This is a genomic window from Methylobacterium sp. NMS14P, from assembly GCF_028583545.1.
Classification (GTDB): Bacteria; Pseudomonadota; Alphaproteobacteria; order Rhizobiales; family Beijerinckiaceae; genus Methylobacterium.
Genome location: NZ_CP087106.1, coordinates 3,685,152 through 3,699,959 on the forward strand (window position 1 = coordinate 3,685,152; position 14,808 = coordinate 3,699,959).

Here is a 14,808-nt window from a genome sequence, read left to right on the forward strand (position 1 = left end):
GCGGCCCACACCGTCATCGCGAGTGCAGCGACGCGACCCAGGGCAGCGCGCGTTCGGTGATCGTGGCGCCGCCTGGATTGCTTCGCTGCGCTCGCAAGGACGGCGTTCCCATCACTGCGGACCGCGGAACCGCACCGTCTCGAACAGGTGGCGGCCGAGGGGATCCATCGTCAGGCCGAGCACGTCGCTGCGGAGCGCGAGATGCACCTTGGTGTGGGCCAGGGGCACCCAGGGCATCGCGCGCCGGACGATGGCCTGAGCCTGCCGGTACAGCGCCTGCCGCGCCTCCCGGTCGCCGGTGCGGCGGGCGGCCTCGACCAGCCGATCGTAGGCCGGGTCGCACCAGCGGGCGAGGTTGGCGCCGCCGGCCTGGGCGGCCTTGCAGCCGAGCAGGACGCTCAGGAAGTTGTCCGGGTCGCCGTTGTCGCTCGTCCAGCCGTAGAGCATCAGCGCGGGCTCTCCGCCGTACAGGGCGGCGCGGTACGCGTTCCAGGGACGCGTGACCGGGCGCGCGCGGATGCCGACCTGCGCGAGGTCGGCCTGGATCATGTCGGCGACGCGCCGGCCGTTCGGGTTGTAGGGCCGGCTGACCGGCGGATACCACAGCTCGACATCGAAGCCCTCGGCGAGCCCGGCTTCCGCCAGCAGGCGCAGCGCCTCGCCGCGGTCGAAGGGGGTGTCCGGCAGGTCCGCGTCGTGGGCCCAGATCCCGGGCGGCAGCGGTCCCTGCGCCAGGATCCCGGCATCGCCGTAGACGCCCGCCACGATCGCCCGCCGGTCGATGGCGAGGTTGACCGCGCGCCGCACCCGGGCGTCGCCGAAGGGCGCGCGGGTCGTGTTGAGGGCGAGGTAGGCGACGTTCAGCTCGGCGAGCGCCAGCAGCGTGAGGCCGGGCTCGGCGCGGATCGCGTCGAGGTCCCCGGTCGCCGGGAACGCCATGGCGTGGCACTCCCCGGCCCGCAGCTTCGTCAGACGGACCGCCGCGTTCGGCGTGATCGCGAAGACGAGGCCGTCGGGGCGCTCGCCCGGTTCGCCGTCCTCCGCGGCGCGGCGCCAGTAATCCGGGAAGGCGCGGAAGCGCAGGACCTGATCCGGCCGGTAACCCTCGAACACGTACGGGCCGGTCCCGATCGGAGCGCGCGCGAGGTCGTCCGACGCGTTGCCGGCCGCGAGGGCCGCCGCGTACTCGGCCGACAGGATCGCGCCGAAGGCCTGGGCGATGTTGGCGAGGAAGGTGGTGTCGGCCTCGCGCAGCCGGAAGCGGACGTGGCGCGGGTCCGGTGCGTCGACGGCCTCGATCAGGTCGGCGAGGCCGAGGTCGTGGAAGTAGGTGAAGCCCGGAGCGGCGCCGTCGGGCCCGGCGCGCCGCTGCCGGGCGAAGGAGAACACCACGTCGTCGGCGTTCAGGGCGCGGGTCGGGGTGAAGCGCGCGTTGGCGTGGAAGCGGACACCGTCGCGCAGGGCGAAGACGTAGGTCCGCCCGTCCTCCGAGACCGTCCAGGATTCGGCGAGCGCCGGGCGGATCGTCGTGGTGCCGGGCGCGAACTCGACCAGCGTGTTGTAGACCTGCCAGGCCGCGTTCATCGTGGTGGTGGTCGTGGCGCGGGCGGGATCGAAGCTCTCCGGGCTGCCCTCCGAGCAGAACACGAAGGTGCGCGCCGCCGCCGGACTGTGAGCGAGGAGCAGGCCGGAGATGAAGCCGGCCGTCAGGGCGAGGAGCCCGGCCCGGTATGCCGCCGCCGGCCTCACGGCGCCCGGATCGCGCCGGTCCGCGGCCGCGCGGCCGCTCCCGCACCCTCCGCGGGAAAATCGACCTGCACCACGGTCCCCTGACCGCGCTCGCTGCTGACCGCGATGCGGCCGCCGAGCTTGGCGGTCACCAGATTGTGGACGATGTGCATGCCCAGCCCCGTGCTGCCGGCGCTCCGGGCCGTCGTGAAGAACGGGTCGAAGATGCGGTCGAGGTGCTCCGGCGGGATGCCCTCACCCGTGTCGCGGACCTCCATCCGCACGAGGCCCCCCTCCCGTTCCGACACGTCCACGATGATCCGTCCCGGCTCGCCCGCCCGGAACCCGTGCACGACCGCGTTGGCGATGAGGTTGGTCACGATCTGCGCCAGCACCCCGGGGTTGGTGTCGATGACGAGGTCCGCCGGGCAGGCGCGCTCCACGACGTGGCCGCCCTTGCGCAGCATCGGCCGCAGGCTCGTCAGCAGGTCGTCGAGCCAAGTCGCCAGCGCGACGCTGCGGCTCTCGTCGCTGACGCGGTCCACCGCGACCTGCTTGAAGCCCTGGACGAGGTCGGCGGCCCGGGTGAGGTTGGTGCAGAGCAGGGTGGCGCCCTCCTCGACCCGGTCGACGAAATGATTCAGCCGGGAGCGCGATAGCGTGCCGGCCGACAGGCCTGTCCGGAAGGTCCGCGCCTCGTCGCTCATCAGCGTCCCGGTGGTGAGCGCGATGCCCAGCGGCGTGTTGATCTCGTGGGCGACCCCGGCCACGAGCTGCCCGAGGGAGGCGAGCTTCTCGGCCCGGACAAGGTTGTCCTGGGTCCGGCGGAGCTCGACCAGGGCGACGTCCGTCTGATCCTTCGCCCGGCGCAGCGCGCCTTCCCGCCGGGTGATCTCGGAGACGAAGACCGCGGTGGCGCGGGCGATGTCGCCGAGCTCGTCTCGGCGCGCCGTGCCCCGCACGGCCGCGCCCGCCGGGTTCCCGGTCAGCATGACCATGTCGCCCTGGAGGGCGCGCAGCGGCACCAGGATCGAGCGGGCGACGAAGATCACCACCAGCGCGCCGAACAGCAAGAGGCCGGCCGCGCCGGCGAGCAGGATCCGCTGGATGAAGATGCCGAACCGGTCGGCGTCCTCCACGAAGGCGTCGTTGAGCGCCTTGGCGCTGTCGATCATCGTCGCGGCGAGCCCATCCATCGCGACGATCATGGCGTTCTGCTGCCGCAGGCCCCCGATGGTGGTCGTGAGGCGCGCGCGCCAGCCGTCGAGCGCCTGGACCATCTCGGCCTGGATCAGCGGCGAGATCGGCAGCGAGGCGGCGCTCCGCGCGAGGCGCTCGCCCTCGTCGCGCATCCGCTCGGCGAGGGCGGCGTCCCGGTGCAGGAGGGCGCCGGACGTGCGCGGCCCCAGCTTGAGGGTGCCGATCGCGACGTTCTGGGTGGCCTGCTCGATCTCGTTGGCCTCCACGGAATAGGCCAGCAGCTGCGCCACCTCGTCGTGCAGACTCTCCTGGCCGGACGTCTCGATCTTCAAGGTGCGCTCGATCCAGCCGTCGAGCTTCGCGCGGAGATCCGGGTTCTGCCCCGCCGCCTCGACGGTGAGCGCGTCGAGGGAATCCGCGTCGGCATCCCGGCCGTCGGCCCGCAGAGCCGTCGCGAGGTCGCGGCTGGCAGCGCGGAAAAGGCTCTGCGCGCGCGGGCCGTCGCTCTCCGCGCTCACCCCTCCGGCGAGGCCGGACGCGGTAGCGTCGCTCCGGGCGGCGGTCTGGGCGGCGGCCTGGGCGGCGGTCTGGGCGGCGACCACGGCGCCCTCCGCGCTCCGGGCTCTCAGCGTGTTGAGGCGGGCGACGAGGCCCCGGGCGACCCGCAGCGCCTCGACCTTCTCGGCCATCGAGCGCGCGAGGTCGGCGTTCGAGGCCTGCTGCCGCAGGCGCGCCCGGTCGGTGAGGTCGATCAGGGTGTCGGCCCGCTGCGTCATCTCGCGGATCAGGCCGTCATTCTCCCGGGTCCGCCGGACGAAGGCGTCCATCTCGCCCCGGTAGCGGGCCAGGGCCCGCTCCACCGAGGCGATCCGCGCGCGCTGCTCGTCGATGCGGGCGAAGCCGGCGAGCCGGCCGAGACCGGCCTCGGCCCGCGCCGTCAGGCCGGCGAAGCGCTCGGCATAGCCCGACCGGTCCTGCGCGTCGGCGGCGGCGTACTGGTCGCGGACCAGGCGGGCAGTGGCGATGTCGTGGTAGACGTCGGCGACCAGGACCGCGCCGCGCCGGGCGCGCTCCTCCTGCGCCAGGAGGAGCCAGCCGGCCATGGCGATCGCGCCGGCGGCGAGGATCGGCACGCCACCGACCAGAGCGATCTTGGGTCCAACCCGCATCCGCGTCCCGACATAGGGGTCCGGCAGCAACTTAAAGCCGTGCCGGAGCGCGGTGCAATCGGGCGGCGTCCCGGCGAGGCCTGGCGCCCCGGCGACCAGGTCGCCCGGTTTCCGCTCGCAGCCTTCGGTCGATGCCGCCCCCTCCGTCATCACGGGCGCAGCGAAGTGACCCAGGTCTGCGCGCGACCGGCCGGTGCGGCGCCGCTGGATCGCCGCGCTGCGCTCGCACAGACGGCGTCGCGGCCACCCACCACGCGCGGTCTCAGCGGGGCCGGGATCCGGCCGGTCGCGGGTGGGGACCGGCCAAAACCGCATCCCGCGGGTCACGCGCGCCATCGCGCGGCGTGGGCCTGCCGTGCGGCGTGGGCCCGCCGAACCGCTCAGCGCAGGTCGGCAGACGCCGCGGCGCGGGATCTCCGCCGTGCAGCATGCGGCGCAGCCGGAGAAGCAGGTCGGGATCTTCGTCGGCAGCGGGATCGTCGCTGAAGTGCGGCATGGCAGAGTCCGCCCTTCACCGCGTGCCGGGCGCGGCATCGACCGCGATGAGCCGGACGCGCCGGGCGGCCGGGCCCCCGGCCGTGCCGCTACCCGCGCAGGCGCCCGGCGGGTACGGCCAGGCCGCGCCGGCACAGGGAGCGCCGTCACGGGCCGCGGCGGCCGGGACGACGCCCCGGGCCTCCGCGGGCACGGCTCCGGGCGCGGTTCCGGGCACCGGGGTCCAGCCGACGAAGGCCAGGATGCAGAGCGTGCCGACCGCCGCGGCCGACGAGGTACCGATCACGTGTCGCATGGCCCGTCCTCCGGGCACCCACGGCCCTCGGTCCTGCCACGCTGATAGGGATGCTCCGTACCGTCGATATTGCTTCCAGCTCGATCCGAGGGCCGAATTGTTGCGTTCGCCCGTCCGGACGCAACATTGAGCCGCAGCGCATCAGTCGCCCTCGGGGCGGAATATGTATCCGAGCCCCCGCACGGTGCGGATGTAGCGCGGATTGCCGGGATCCGGCTCGACCTTCTTGCGGATGCGGTTGATCCGCACGTCGATGGCGCGGTCGAACGCGTCCGGGTCGCGGGCATCCGCGAGGTCGAGCAGGCGCTCGCGGGAGAGCGCGCGCCGCGGGTTGTCGGCGAACGCCTTCAGCAGATCGAATTCCGAGCGGGTGAGCGCCTGCTCCAGACCGGCATCGTCGCTCAGGCGCAGCGCGTCGAGTTCCAGCCACTTGGTGCCGAACCGGATCCGGCGTCCGCCCGCCGGCACCGGGGCCGGAGCCGCTGCGGCGCTCGGCATCTGCACGCGGCGCAGGACCGACCGCACGCGGGCGACCAGTTCCCGCAACTCGCACGGTTTGGGCAAGTAATCGTCGGCCCCGAGCTCCAGCCCGACCACGCGGTCGATCGCGCTCGCCGTGGCGGTGAGCATGATGATCGGGATCGCGGTCCGGGCCTTGAGGTCGCGCACGATGGAGAGCCCGTCCTCCTCGGGCATGTTCAGGTCGAGCACGATCAGGTCCGGGCTGCGACGGGCGAGGTGCTCGCGCAGGGCGCGCCCGCCGTCGCACAGGATCACCGAGAACCCGTGGAGCTTCAGGTAATCCCCGACCATCTCGCGGGTCGCCGCCTCGTCGTCGACCACGGCGATCGACGGGATCGCCGCGCCGCCGCGGGCGGTGCCGGGGGCCGGGCTGTCTGGAATGATCATCGCAGCGGTGCGCACTTTCCGGGTTCGCTTTAGAACGAATTCAGGAATCGTATCGGCTCACGTTAGCGTGACAAGTTTTCAACACGATTTCTAGCGTAGTCGTCCGGTTACGAGCAGCATTTCGGGTCACAGCCATGGACGATGATACCCTCACGTTGATCCCCGACGACCTCGATGAGGCGCAGCCGACCGCGGGCGCCTGGGTGATCGCCGTGATCGACGACGATCCGGCGGTCCACGACGGCACGCGCTACGCGCTGGCGAGCTACACCCTCGACGGACGCGGCCTGGAGATCCTCACCGCCCGTTCGGCCGCGGAGGCGCGGGTGCTGCTCGCCGAGCGCCGCGACGTGGCGGTGGTGCTGCTCGACGTGGTGATGGAGACCGACAACGCCGGGCTGGAGCTGGTGGACTACATCCGGCGCGAACTCCGGCAGGAGACCGTGCGCATCATCCTGCGGACCGGCCAGCCCGGGCAGGCTCCCGAGCGGCGGATCATCGTCGATTACGACATCAATGACTACAAGGCGAAGACCGAGCTGACAGCCGACAAGCTGTTCACCAGCCTCACCGCGGCCCTGCGCGCCCATCAGCAGCTCAAGCGCCTCGACGAGACCCGGCGCGGGCTCGAGATCATCATCGACGCCGCGCCGATGCTCCTCGATCACAAGTCGATGCAGCGCCTGGCCGAGGGCGTCCTCACTCAGGTCGCCTCGCTCCTGAACGTCGCCTGCGCGGGCATCCTGGTCCTGCGCGAGACCGCCGCCCCGCAGGAGCGCTTCTGCGTCCTGGCCGGGTCTGGCTGCTACGGCCACTACGCCGGGCGCGAGCCGGCCTGGCCGCTTGAGGAGCGGGTGCACCCCCTCGTCGAGCGGGCCTTCGCCGAGCGCCGCCACAGCTTCGGCGAGCACTGGTCGACCCTGTATCTGCACACGGCGAGCGGCAGCGAGATCGTCGCGCTGATCGAGGCCGACCGCCAGCTCTCCGAGACCGACCGCTCGCTCATCGCGCTGTTCACGAGCCGGCTGTCGATCGCGTTCGACAACGTCATCCTCTACGAGCGTCTGCAGCAGACCAACGCCGACCTGGAGCGGCGGGTGGTCGAGCGGACCGCCGAGCTGATCCGGGCGAACCGCCGGCTGGACCTGCAGCGCTCGGACCTGCGCCGCGCCAACAGCCTCAAGACCGAGATCCTCGGCACCATCGCGCACGATCTCAAGAACCCACTGGCGGTGATCCTCGGCCGCGCCGAGATGCTGTCCGACCTGATCGACATGCAGGGAGACCGGGAGCAGATGCGGGCGCAGGTGCAGCACGTGCGCACCAGCGCCAAGGGGCTGACGACCATGATCGACAGCCTCATGGCGGACGCGATGAACGACGCCCTCGACATCAGCCTGCGCCGGGAACCGGTGGACCTCGCGGGCCTCGCCCGGGAGGTCTGCGAGGCGGACCGGCCGCTGGCCGACGCCAAGGGCCAGACCCTCGTCTGCGAGGGCCCCGACGAGCTGTTCCTCTGCGGCGACGCCGAGCGCCTGCGCGAGGCCCTCGACAACCTCGTGTCCAACGCCATCAAGTACAGCCCGACGGGCGGGGCGATCACGGTGCGGGTGAGTCGCGAGCCGGGCCCGCGGGGTGCGCAGCTGGTCTGCGCGGTCGCCGACCACGGGCCCGGCCTGTCGCCGGAGGATTCTGCCCGCGTGTTCGGGCGGTTCCAGCGCCTGTCGGCCAAGCCCACCGGCGGCGAGAACTCGACCGGTCTCGGGCTGTCGATCGTCCGTCGGATCGCCGAGCTCCACGGCGGCCGCGCCACGGCCGAGAGCGCCGGGCCGGGCCTGGGCGCGGTCTTCGCGATCCGCTTCCCGGAAGAGTCCGTCGGCCTGTTCTGAGGGGAGGCTCCCGGAGCTCTCCCGGACCGACGCGGGCCTGCCTCAGTCACGAAGGACGGCCTCCGGACTGACCGTTCCGGCGATCCCGCGCGGGCCGGGATCGCGGGATCAGTCGATGCCGCCGCGCGGGACGAAATACTTCGCGCAATACTGAGGCAATGGAGCTTGACCATAACGCCGCTTCAGGGCGGCCGATCGCTGGCCGCGACGACAAGGAGACGGCAGATGGTCACGCGCATGATGACGAACACCGCGTCCGGGTCCGACCGCATCGTCGCTTGGTCGATGATCGCGGGTCTCGCACTGGCGCTGATCCAGTACGCGCAGGACGTGGCCCTGCCGGCGCATTTCGTCTGACCAGCAGGAAGACCCGGCTCCGGCCGAGCGCGGAAGGACGAACGAGGCCCCCGGGACCTGCTCAAGGCCTCGTCGGGGGCGCCTCGGCGTCACCCTCCCCGGACGACTGCGTCCGGAGGTAGGCGATGAGATCCGCCCGATCGAGGGGATCTGGAAGTCCGGGGAAGCTCATGCTCGTGCCGGGCGCCAGCTTCGCCGGGGCGGCGAGCCAGAGGTCCATCCGCTCCGGGGTCCAGACGCCGCCCAGCGACCGGAGCGCCCCGGTATAGCCGTAGCGCCTGCTGTTGCTGGCAACAGGCTTGCCGAGCACGTCGTAGAGTCCGGGACCGTTCCGATCGCCCGCCCCCGGGCTGATCGTGTGACAGGCGGCGCACTGACCGAACAGCCGCCCGCCGCGCTCGGCGTCGGCCACCCGCATGACGTCGTCGAACTTCGGGGTCTCGCCCAGGGCGCGGCGGCGTTCCCGCCCGTCGTCCGAGCAGGCTGCCGCGAGCAGGGCCAGCGCGAGCGCCGCGATGCGCGCGGGACGCCGCAGGATCCGCGGTCGCGTCTGCCTGAGACACCACAGCATCGCATTTCCTCCGCGGTGAGCGGATTCGAGTTGGCAGGCGCCGGTCGTCCCACGGGGAGCGCGACGCTCCGAGTGGGAGCCAGCCGACGACCGGGGCGCAGCACGTGTCCGCGCGGCGCGGACCGCCTGAACGTGCGAGGCTCGCGCCGCCTCAGCCGACTCAGACAACGGTCGAGATCGCGCCGGGCGGATGCGCCAGCAGCGTCGCGAGCAGGCTGAGGCCGTATCGGAGCGTCTCGGCGTCCGGCGCCGCGCCCAGGGAGACGCGGATGGCTTCCGGGGCAGGCCCGACCGCGAAGGCGTCGCTCAGGATGACCGACACGCCGAGCTGCCGCGCGTGGGCGCCGAACTCGCCGCGACGCCAGGTATCGGGGAGCCGGAGCCACAGATGGTGCCCGCACGGATGCCCCCGGACGTCGAGACCCTGGAGCGTCTCGCGCGCGACCGCCTGCCTGAGCTCGTTCTCCTGCCGGATCGCCGCGACGACGGCGTCGAGCTCGCCCTCGGCGATCCAGTGTGAGGCGAGCGCGGCCGTGAGGGGCGAGGCCATCATGTTGATGGCGCGCAGTTCGGCCGCCAGCCGCACCGCCTCGTTCGTTCCGGGGACCGCGACGTAGGCGACGCGCAGGCCGGGACTCGCGCATTTGGACAGCGTCGCGATGTGCCACGTGATGTCGCTCGCCTGGGACGCGATCGGAGCCGGCGCGTCCAGGGGCAGCGCGCCGTACGCGTCGTCCTCGATGATGGCGACGCCGTGCGTGCGGGCGATCTCGGCGATCTGCCGGCGCCGGATCGCCGGGAGAGTCGCGGTGGTCGGGTTGTCGAGCGTCGGCACGAGGTACAGGGCCCGCGGCCGATCGGATCTGCAGCGTTCGAGGAAGGCGTCCGGATCGAGCCCCTCCGCGTCGGCGGCCACCGGCACGAGGCGGACGCCGCGGCGCTCCGCGGCCGTGCGCAGCCCGGGATAGGTGAGCGCCGGGACGCAGAGGGCATCGCCCGGCTTCATGACGGCGGCGAGCACGGCGGCGAGAACGACCTGGGCACCGCCGGCCACGAGGACGCGCTGCACCGGGAGTGTCCCCAGCCGTCGACCGAGCCAGTGGGCCGCAGCCGCACGGTCGGCCAGGTTCCCGGCACTGTCCTGGTACTGCATCCGGGCGAGGAAGCCGGACGATCCGGCGAGCCGCGACAGACCCGCCTCCAGGCGCTCCGCCAGCCGCGCCGCCGCCGGCTGGGGCGGCATGTTCATGCTGAAGTCGACGCTGCCGGACGGATCAGGCCGGCGCATCTCCGCGGCCGCCGACCGGGGTGCCCGGACGAAGCTGCCCCGGCCGGCGGTCGCGTCGATCAATCCCGTCCTGCGCGCCTCGTTGAAGGCGCGCGTGACGGTCGTGAGATCGACGTTGAGGTGCTTCGCCAGAGCGCGCTGCGGCGGCAGCCGCGCCCCCGGCGAGAGGCGTCCGGCACGGATGTCCTCCGCCAGTGCCCGGACGATGGCGAGGTATTTGGGCCCCGTCTCGCCGGCGATTGTCGGGCTCCAGGATTCCAACATTGACCCCTGTTCTCCCGCCGGCGTATGCATACATTCAGCATACGGCCGGGGCGCAATGCGGCGTTTCGCGGTCGTGATCCGCGAACGACACGTCGGATCGCTCAGTTTCCACCGTGATTGTATGGCTCAATATGCCATACAATCGGCAGGCACAAGCCCGTTCGTTCAGGGTCGGCCTGCTGTTCAGGACCTTGGATGATGCAGAGGACCACCGATCAATCGCTCATGTCCGTCGGCCTGCGCTGCCGCTGCCCGCGCTGCGGACAGGGTCGCCTGTTCGACGGCTTCATCACTCTGCGGCCGCGCTGCGAGGCGTGCGGGCTCGACTACAGCTTCGCCGACCCGGCGGACGGGCCCGCCTTCTTCATCATGATGACGATGGCGTTCCCCGTCACCGCCTTCGGGATCTGGCTGGAACTCGCCTACGACCCGCCGCTCTGGGTCCACGCGGCGGTGACGCTCCCTCTGCTCCTCCTGGCCTGCGTGCCGATCATCCGGCCGCTGAAGGGGCTTTTCATCGCCAGCCAGTACATCAACAAGGCCGAGGAGGGACGCCTCGCGGTCCCGAAGGCGTCCGTCCCCGGCCCGACACCGCGGGACTGACCGCGTCGCCGCCCGCGACGTCCGTCCCGCTCCGGCGCTGACCAGGGTCCCGCCCCGCCTTGGGCCCGCGGCGCCATCCAGGCTAGCTTGCCCGTCCGATGAAGTCGTCGCCGTCCCGGCGACCGGCTGCCTCACCCCGACGATCCCATGCGGCCGCGCACGCCTCCCCTGTCCACGCTCAGGCTCTTCGAAGCGGCCGGCCGCCATCTCAGCTTCGCCCGCGCGGCGTCCGAACTGAACCTGACGCCGAGCGCCGTGAGCCACGGGATCGTCGGCCTCGAGAGGGCGCTCGGCGTCAAGCTGTTCGTCCGGGAGCCGGGCAGGCTGGCGCTGACACGCGCGGGCGCCGAGTACCTGACCTACGTGTCCGAGGCGCTGTCCCTGATCCTGATCGGGACGCGCCGCCTGCCCGCGCCGCGGTCGGGCAGGATCCTGGCCATCAGCTGCGCACCCACCCTGGCGACGCGGTGGCTGCTGCCCCGGCTACCCGGCTTCCGCAGCCGCCATCCGCAGATCGCGATCCGGATCGACACCTCCCACCGGCAGGTCGGCTTCCCGATCGACGGCTACGATTTCGCCCTCCGTCTCAGCCGGGTCCCGACCCCACGGCAGCGCAGCATCCGCCTCTTCGACGACTGGTTGCTCCCCGTCTGCAGCCCGGCCTATCGCGACGCCGTCACCGGCCGGGACGGTGCCGTCGATCTCCGGCGCGCGACGACGATCCACGTCACGTCCGCGACGGAGGACTGGCAGGCCTGGAGCGACGCGACGGGGACCGCGGAACTGTCCTCGGCCGACACCCTGCACGTCGACACGTTCGCGATGGCGCTCCAGGCCGCGGCCGTGGGCCTGGGCGTCGCCCTCGGCCGGGGCGCGCTCATGGACCGGGAACTGCGCGACGGCACCCTGGTCGGGGTCGGCCCCGCCGTCGCGGCGGCGACGTCCCACTGGCTCGTGAGCGCCGAGGGCGACGACGATCGGCAGGACTCCGACCAGTTCCGGACCTGGCTGCTGGCGGAGGCGAGGCGGTTCGCGACCGAGCAGAAGGCGCGCTTCCCGACCAGAGCCGCCTGACAGCCCGAAGGGGCCGGGACGGCGCGCCCGTGAGCGCCGCTCACCGCCCGAGGAGATCTTCTCGTTTGTCGTCCCGGCCGCCGGCTGCGAGCGTCTCCGCGAAGGAGACCGCGATGGCAACGTTCGGGCGTGCGCGCGCAGCGCGGTGGGTCAGGTTGCCGGTGGTGCCGGTGGCGATCGCGGCCGGTCTGGTCCTGAGCGGCGCGATGGGGATCCGCCAGACCTTCGGGCTGTTCCTGGGGCCCTACTCCCTCGAGACCGGCGTCCCGGTGGCGACGACCGCCCTCGCCATCGCCCTGCACAACCTCGTCTGGGGCGTCGCGCAGCCCTTCGCGGGCGCGGCGGCGGATCGCTACGGGGCCGCGCCGGTCGTCGCCCTCGGCGCGCTAATCTACGCGGGCGGCCTCGTGCTGATGGCGCGCGTGCCGACGGCGCCGATGCTGCTGCTCGGCATGGGGCTGATGGTCGGGATCGGGCTCAGCTGCACCGGCTTCGGCGTCGTCCTGAGCGCGGTCGGTCGCGCCTCCGCCCCGGAACGACGCAGCGCGGCGCTGGGCCTCGCGAGCGCCGGCGGCTCGCTGGGCCAAGTGCTGCTCGTCCCGTTCGCGCAGTCAATCACCGCGGTCGCGGGCCTGGGCGCGGCGCTCCTCGCACTCGCGGCCATCGTCGTGGCGCTCGCGCCTCTCGGCGTCGCTCTCGATCGGGCGCCCCGCGCCGCGGCACCGGACGGCTCGTCGGCGGCCGGCGACCCGTCCGAGGCGATCCTGCGGGCGTGGCGGAACCCGGGCTACCGGCTGCTGACGCTCGGCTTCTTCACCTGCGGCTTCCAGCTCGCCTTCATCGCGACGCACCTTCCTGGATACCTCGCCCTCTGCCACATGCCGGTGGGCCTGGGCGCGACGGCGCTGGCCCTGATCGGCCTGTTCAACATGGCCGGAAGCTGGGGGTGCGGGTGGCTCGGCGGCCGGTACCGGCCGCAGCACGTCCTCGTCTGGCTCTACCTGATCCGCGCCGCCGCGATCGGCACCTTCCTCATCGCGCCGAAATCCGAAGCCGTGGTCCTGGCCTTCGCGGCCGTCATGGGCCTGACCTGGCTGGGTACGGTTCCGCTGACGAGCGGCCTCGTCGCGCGGGTCTTCGGGGTCCGCCACCTCGGGACCCTGTTCGGGATCGTCTTCCTGAGCCACCAGATCGGATCGTTCCTCGGGGCGTGGCTAGGGGGCGTGGTGCTGGAAATCTCCGGATCCTACGGTCCGGTCTGGCTCGCCACGGCCCTCGCGGGCCTGATCGCCGCGCTCCTGCACGTCCCGATCGACGATCGTCCGGTCGCTCCGGCCGTCGCGGAGGCGGCCCGATGACGACCGTCCGCGACGCGCCGGCGATGACCGAAGGTGTCGGCCCGCGAGCCGTGGCGATCGCCTGCCGGGACGGCTACCGACTCCACGGTCACCTCTGGTGCCCGGGCGCGAGCGGGTCGCCGGGCCGGGGCACGATCATCGTCAACCCGGCGACCGGCGTCCGCGCGCGCTACTACCACGCCTACGCGCGGTTCCTGGCCGAGCGCGGCTTCGTCGTGCTCACCTACGATTACCGCGGCATCGGCGAATCGCGGCCCGCGCGCCTGAGGGGATCCGGCATCCGCTGGCGGGACTGGGGCGAGCTCGACTTCGACGCCGCCGTCCGGTGGGTCCGAGCGCGCGAGGCCGGTCCGCTGATGGTCGTCGGCCACAGCATCGGGGGCTTTCTCCCAGGCTTCGCCGAGGCGGCCGGCGCGGTGGACCGCATCCTCACCGTCGGCGCGCAATACGCCTATCGCCACGATTATCGCGCCCGCGACAGGCTGGGCATGATCGCGAAGTGGCATCTGCTGATGCCGTGCTTGACCGCCGTCGTGGGCTATTTTCCCGGCCGTCGGCTCGGATGGATCGAGGATCTCCCGGCCGGCATGGCCTACGAGTGGGCGTCGCGGGGACGGCGCATGGAGGCGAGCTACCCGGCCGCCGAGCGCCCGGCGCTCCTCGCCCGCTTCGCCGCCGTGCGCGCCCCGATCCTGGCAGTCGGCACCCCGGACGACCCGTTCGGAACGCCGACCGCGATCCACCGGGGCCTCGGCTACTACGTGTCGAGCCCGCGCATCCAGGTGCAGCTGGCGTCGCCCGTGATCGGCGCGGCGGCGATCGGCCATTTCGGCCTGTTCCGCGCGCGCGCGAGCGGCACGTTCTGGACCGACACGCTGCGCTGGTTATGCGACGGGCAGAACCCCTGGCCGGAGGCCGCGATCGATCCGGGCGCCTGATCCGCGCGTGACCGGGCGTGTCGCGGCGAACCGCTTCGGACGCGGGCGAGAGGGCCTATCCCGCCCTGTGACGCAGCTGCAGCGATCGCGCGATCTCCGAGCGCTTGGCGGCGTAACCCGGAGCCACCATCGGATAGTCTCGCGGCAGCCCGTACTTGGCGCGAAATTCCTCCGGTGTCAGCCCGTAAGCCGTCAGGTGACGCTTGAGCGTCTTGTAGGACCTGCCGTCGATGAAGCTGATCAGGCCTTCGGCCTGGATCGACGCGCGGATCTCCCGCGCGGTGGCGGCGTCGGGCGTCGCGACCGCGCGCGCCGGTCCCGCGCCGATCTGTCTAAGCATCTCGTACGTACTGGCTAAAATCTCACAGAGTTGGACGGGGGAGACCGGATTGTGGGTCACGTAGGCACAGACGATCTTGATTGAATTTCTCAATGACGAGTCAGAATTTTCTCCCGCGTCGGCACCAACCTCAGGTAGCATACCTGCCATTCCTCCTCCAAAAGTGCCCCATGAGAGTTGTATATCAATTTTCGCATGTCAGTCCTTCATCTTGATTGAACTTCAAAAAAGAACATTGAGACCGATATTCTACTTATAGAAACAATGACTGCAAAATTTCTCAACCAGAAAGGGGCTCCATCCTCCCCGCGGACCTGGGTACCGAACAGG

General features: G+C 72.0%; 13 protein-coding genes. 6 read left to right on the forward strand and 7 right to left on the reverse strand.

The features are described 5' to 3' along the window. Window positions 1-111: 111 nt before the first annotated feature. From LOK46_RS17515 to LOK46_RS17530, 4 genes are all read right to left on the reverse strand, one after another. Window positions 112-1,749 carry an ABC transporter substrate-binding protein gene (locus LOK46_RS17515; RefSeq protein WP_273559219.1) on the reverse strand — a complete coding sequence of 546 codons (1,638 nt, stop codon included), beginning with the start codon at window positions 1,747-1,749 and terminating at the stop codon, window positions 112-114. Beyond that, window positions 1,746-4,097 (reverse strand): sensor histidine kinase, encoded by a 2,352-nt coding sequence (locus LOK46_RS17520; RefSeq protein WP_273559220.1) that lies wholly within the window; start codon window positions 4,095-4,097, stop codon window positions 1,746-1,748. Before LOK46_RS17520 ends, LOK46_RS17515 begins: the two co-directional genes overlap by 4 nt. Before the next feature lie 511 nt (window positions 4,098-4,608). Then, a complete protein-coding gene (locus LOK46_RS17525) occupies window positions 4,609-4,887 on the reverse strand; it encodes a hypothetical protein (RefSeq protein WP_273559222.1) in 279 nt (92 codons plus the stop codon). Window positions 4,888-5,028: 141 nt separating this feature from the next. After that, window positions 5,029-5,796 carry a response regulator gene (locus LOK46_RS17530; protein WP_273559223.1) on the reverse strand — a complete coding sequence of 256 codons (768 nt, stop codon included), beginning with the start codon at window positions 5,794-5,796 and terminating at the stop codon, window positions 5,029-5,031. 134 nt (window positions 5,797-5,930) lie between these two features. On the opposite strand from LOK46_RS17530, the gene LOK46_RS17535 reads away from it, so the two are divergent. Continuing rightward, a complete protein-coding gene (locus LOK46_RS17535) occupies window positions 5,931-7,685 on the forward strand; it encodes an ATP-binding response regulator (RefSeq protein WP_273559224.1) in 1,755 nt (584 codons plus the stop codon). Window positions 7,686-7,910: 225 nt separating this feature from the next. Beyond that, window positions 7,911-8,042, forward strand: a complete 132-nt coding sequence (locus tag LOK46_RS17540) for a hypothetical protein (RefSeq protein WP_273559226.1) — start codon at window positions 7,911-7,913, stop codon at window positions 8,040-8,042. 61 nt (window positions 8,043-8,103) lie between these two features. Here the strand turns inward: LOK46_RS17540 and LOK46_RS17545 are convergent, their stop codons facing one another. Together LOK46_RS17545 and LOK46_RS17550 are read right to left on the reverse strand one after the other, a co-directional pair. Further along, window positions 8,104-8,613 (reverse strand): c-type cytochrome, encoded by a 510-nt coding sequence (locus LOK46_RS17545; RefSeq protein WP_273559227.1) that lies wholly within the window; start codon window positions 8,611-8,613, stop codon window positions 8,104-8,106. A 160-nt stretch (window positions 8,614-8,773) separates the two neighbouring features. Then, a complete protein-coding gene (locus LOK46_RS17550; RefSeq protein WP_273559228.1) occupies window positions 8,774-10,165 on the reverse strand; it encodes an aminotransferase-like domain-containing protein in 1,392 nt (463 codons plus the stop codon). 198 nt (window positions 10,166-10,363) lie between these two features. On the opposite strand from LOK46_RS17550, the gene LOK46_RS17555 reads away from it, so the two are divergent. The 4 genes from LOK46_RS17555 to LOK46_RS17570 all read left to right on the forward strand — a co-directional run bounded on the left by LOK46_RS17555 (window position 10,364) and on the right by LOK46_RS17570 (window position 14,138). After that, the gene (locus LOK46_RS17555) at window positions 10,364-10,768 is read left to right on the forward strand and encodes a DUF983 domain-containing protein (RefSeq protein WP_273564617.1); all 405 of its coding nucleotides are present in this window, start codon (window positions 10,364-10,366) and stop codon (window positions 10,766-10,768) included. A 147-nt stretch (window positions 10,769-10,915) separates the two neighbouring features. Then, complete coding sequence (locus tag LOK46_RS17560) at window positions 10,916-11,842, forward strand: LysR substrate-binding domain-containing protein (RefSeq protein ID WP_273559229.1); 927 nt, start codon at window positions 10,916-10,918, stop codon at window positions 11,840-11,842. Between the two features lie 113 nt (window positions 11,843-11,955). After that, window positions 11,956-13,200, forward strand: coding sequence for an MFS transporter (locus tag LOK46_RS17565; RefSeq protein WP_273559230.1), 1,245 nt, complete (start codon window positions 11,956-11,958; stop codon window positions 13,198-13,200). Beyond that, the gene (locus LOK46_RS17570; RefSeq protein ID WP_273559231.1) at window positions 13,197-14,138 is read left to right on the forward strand and encodes an alpha/beta hydrolase family protein; all 942 of its coding nucleotides are present in this window, start codon (window positions 13,197-13,199) and stop codon (window positions 14,136-14,138) included. The genes LOK46_RS17565 and LOK46_RS17570 overlap by 4 nt, the downstream gene beginning before the upstream one ends. A 55-nt stretch (window positions 14,139-14,193) precedes the next feature. On the opposite strand, the gene LOK46_RS17575 is transcribed toward LOK46_RS17570, so the two are convergent. Further along, entirely contained in the window at window positions 14,194-14,619 is a 426-nt protein-coding gene (locus LOK46_RS17575) for a MucR family transcriptional regulator (protein WP_273559233.1), read from the reverse strand. Window positions 14,620-14,808 lie beyond the last annotated feature (189 nt).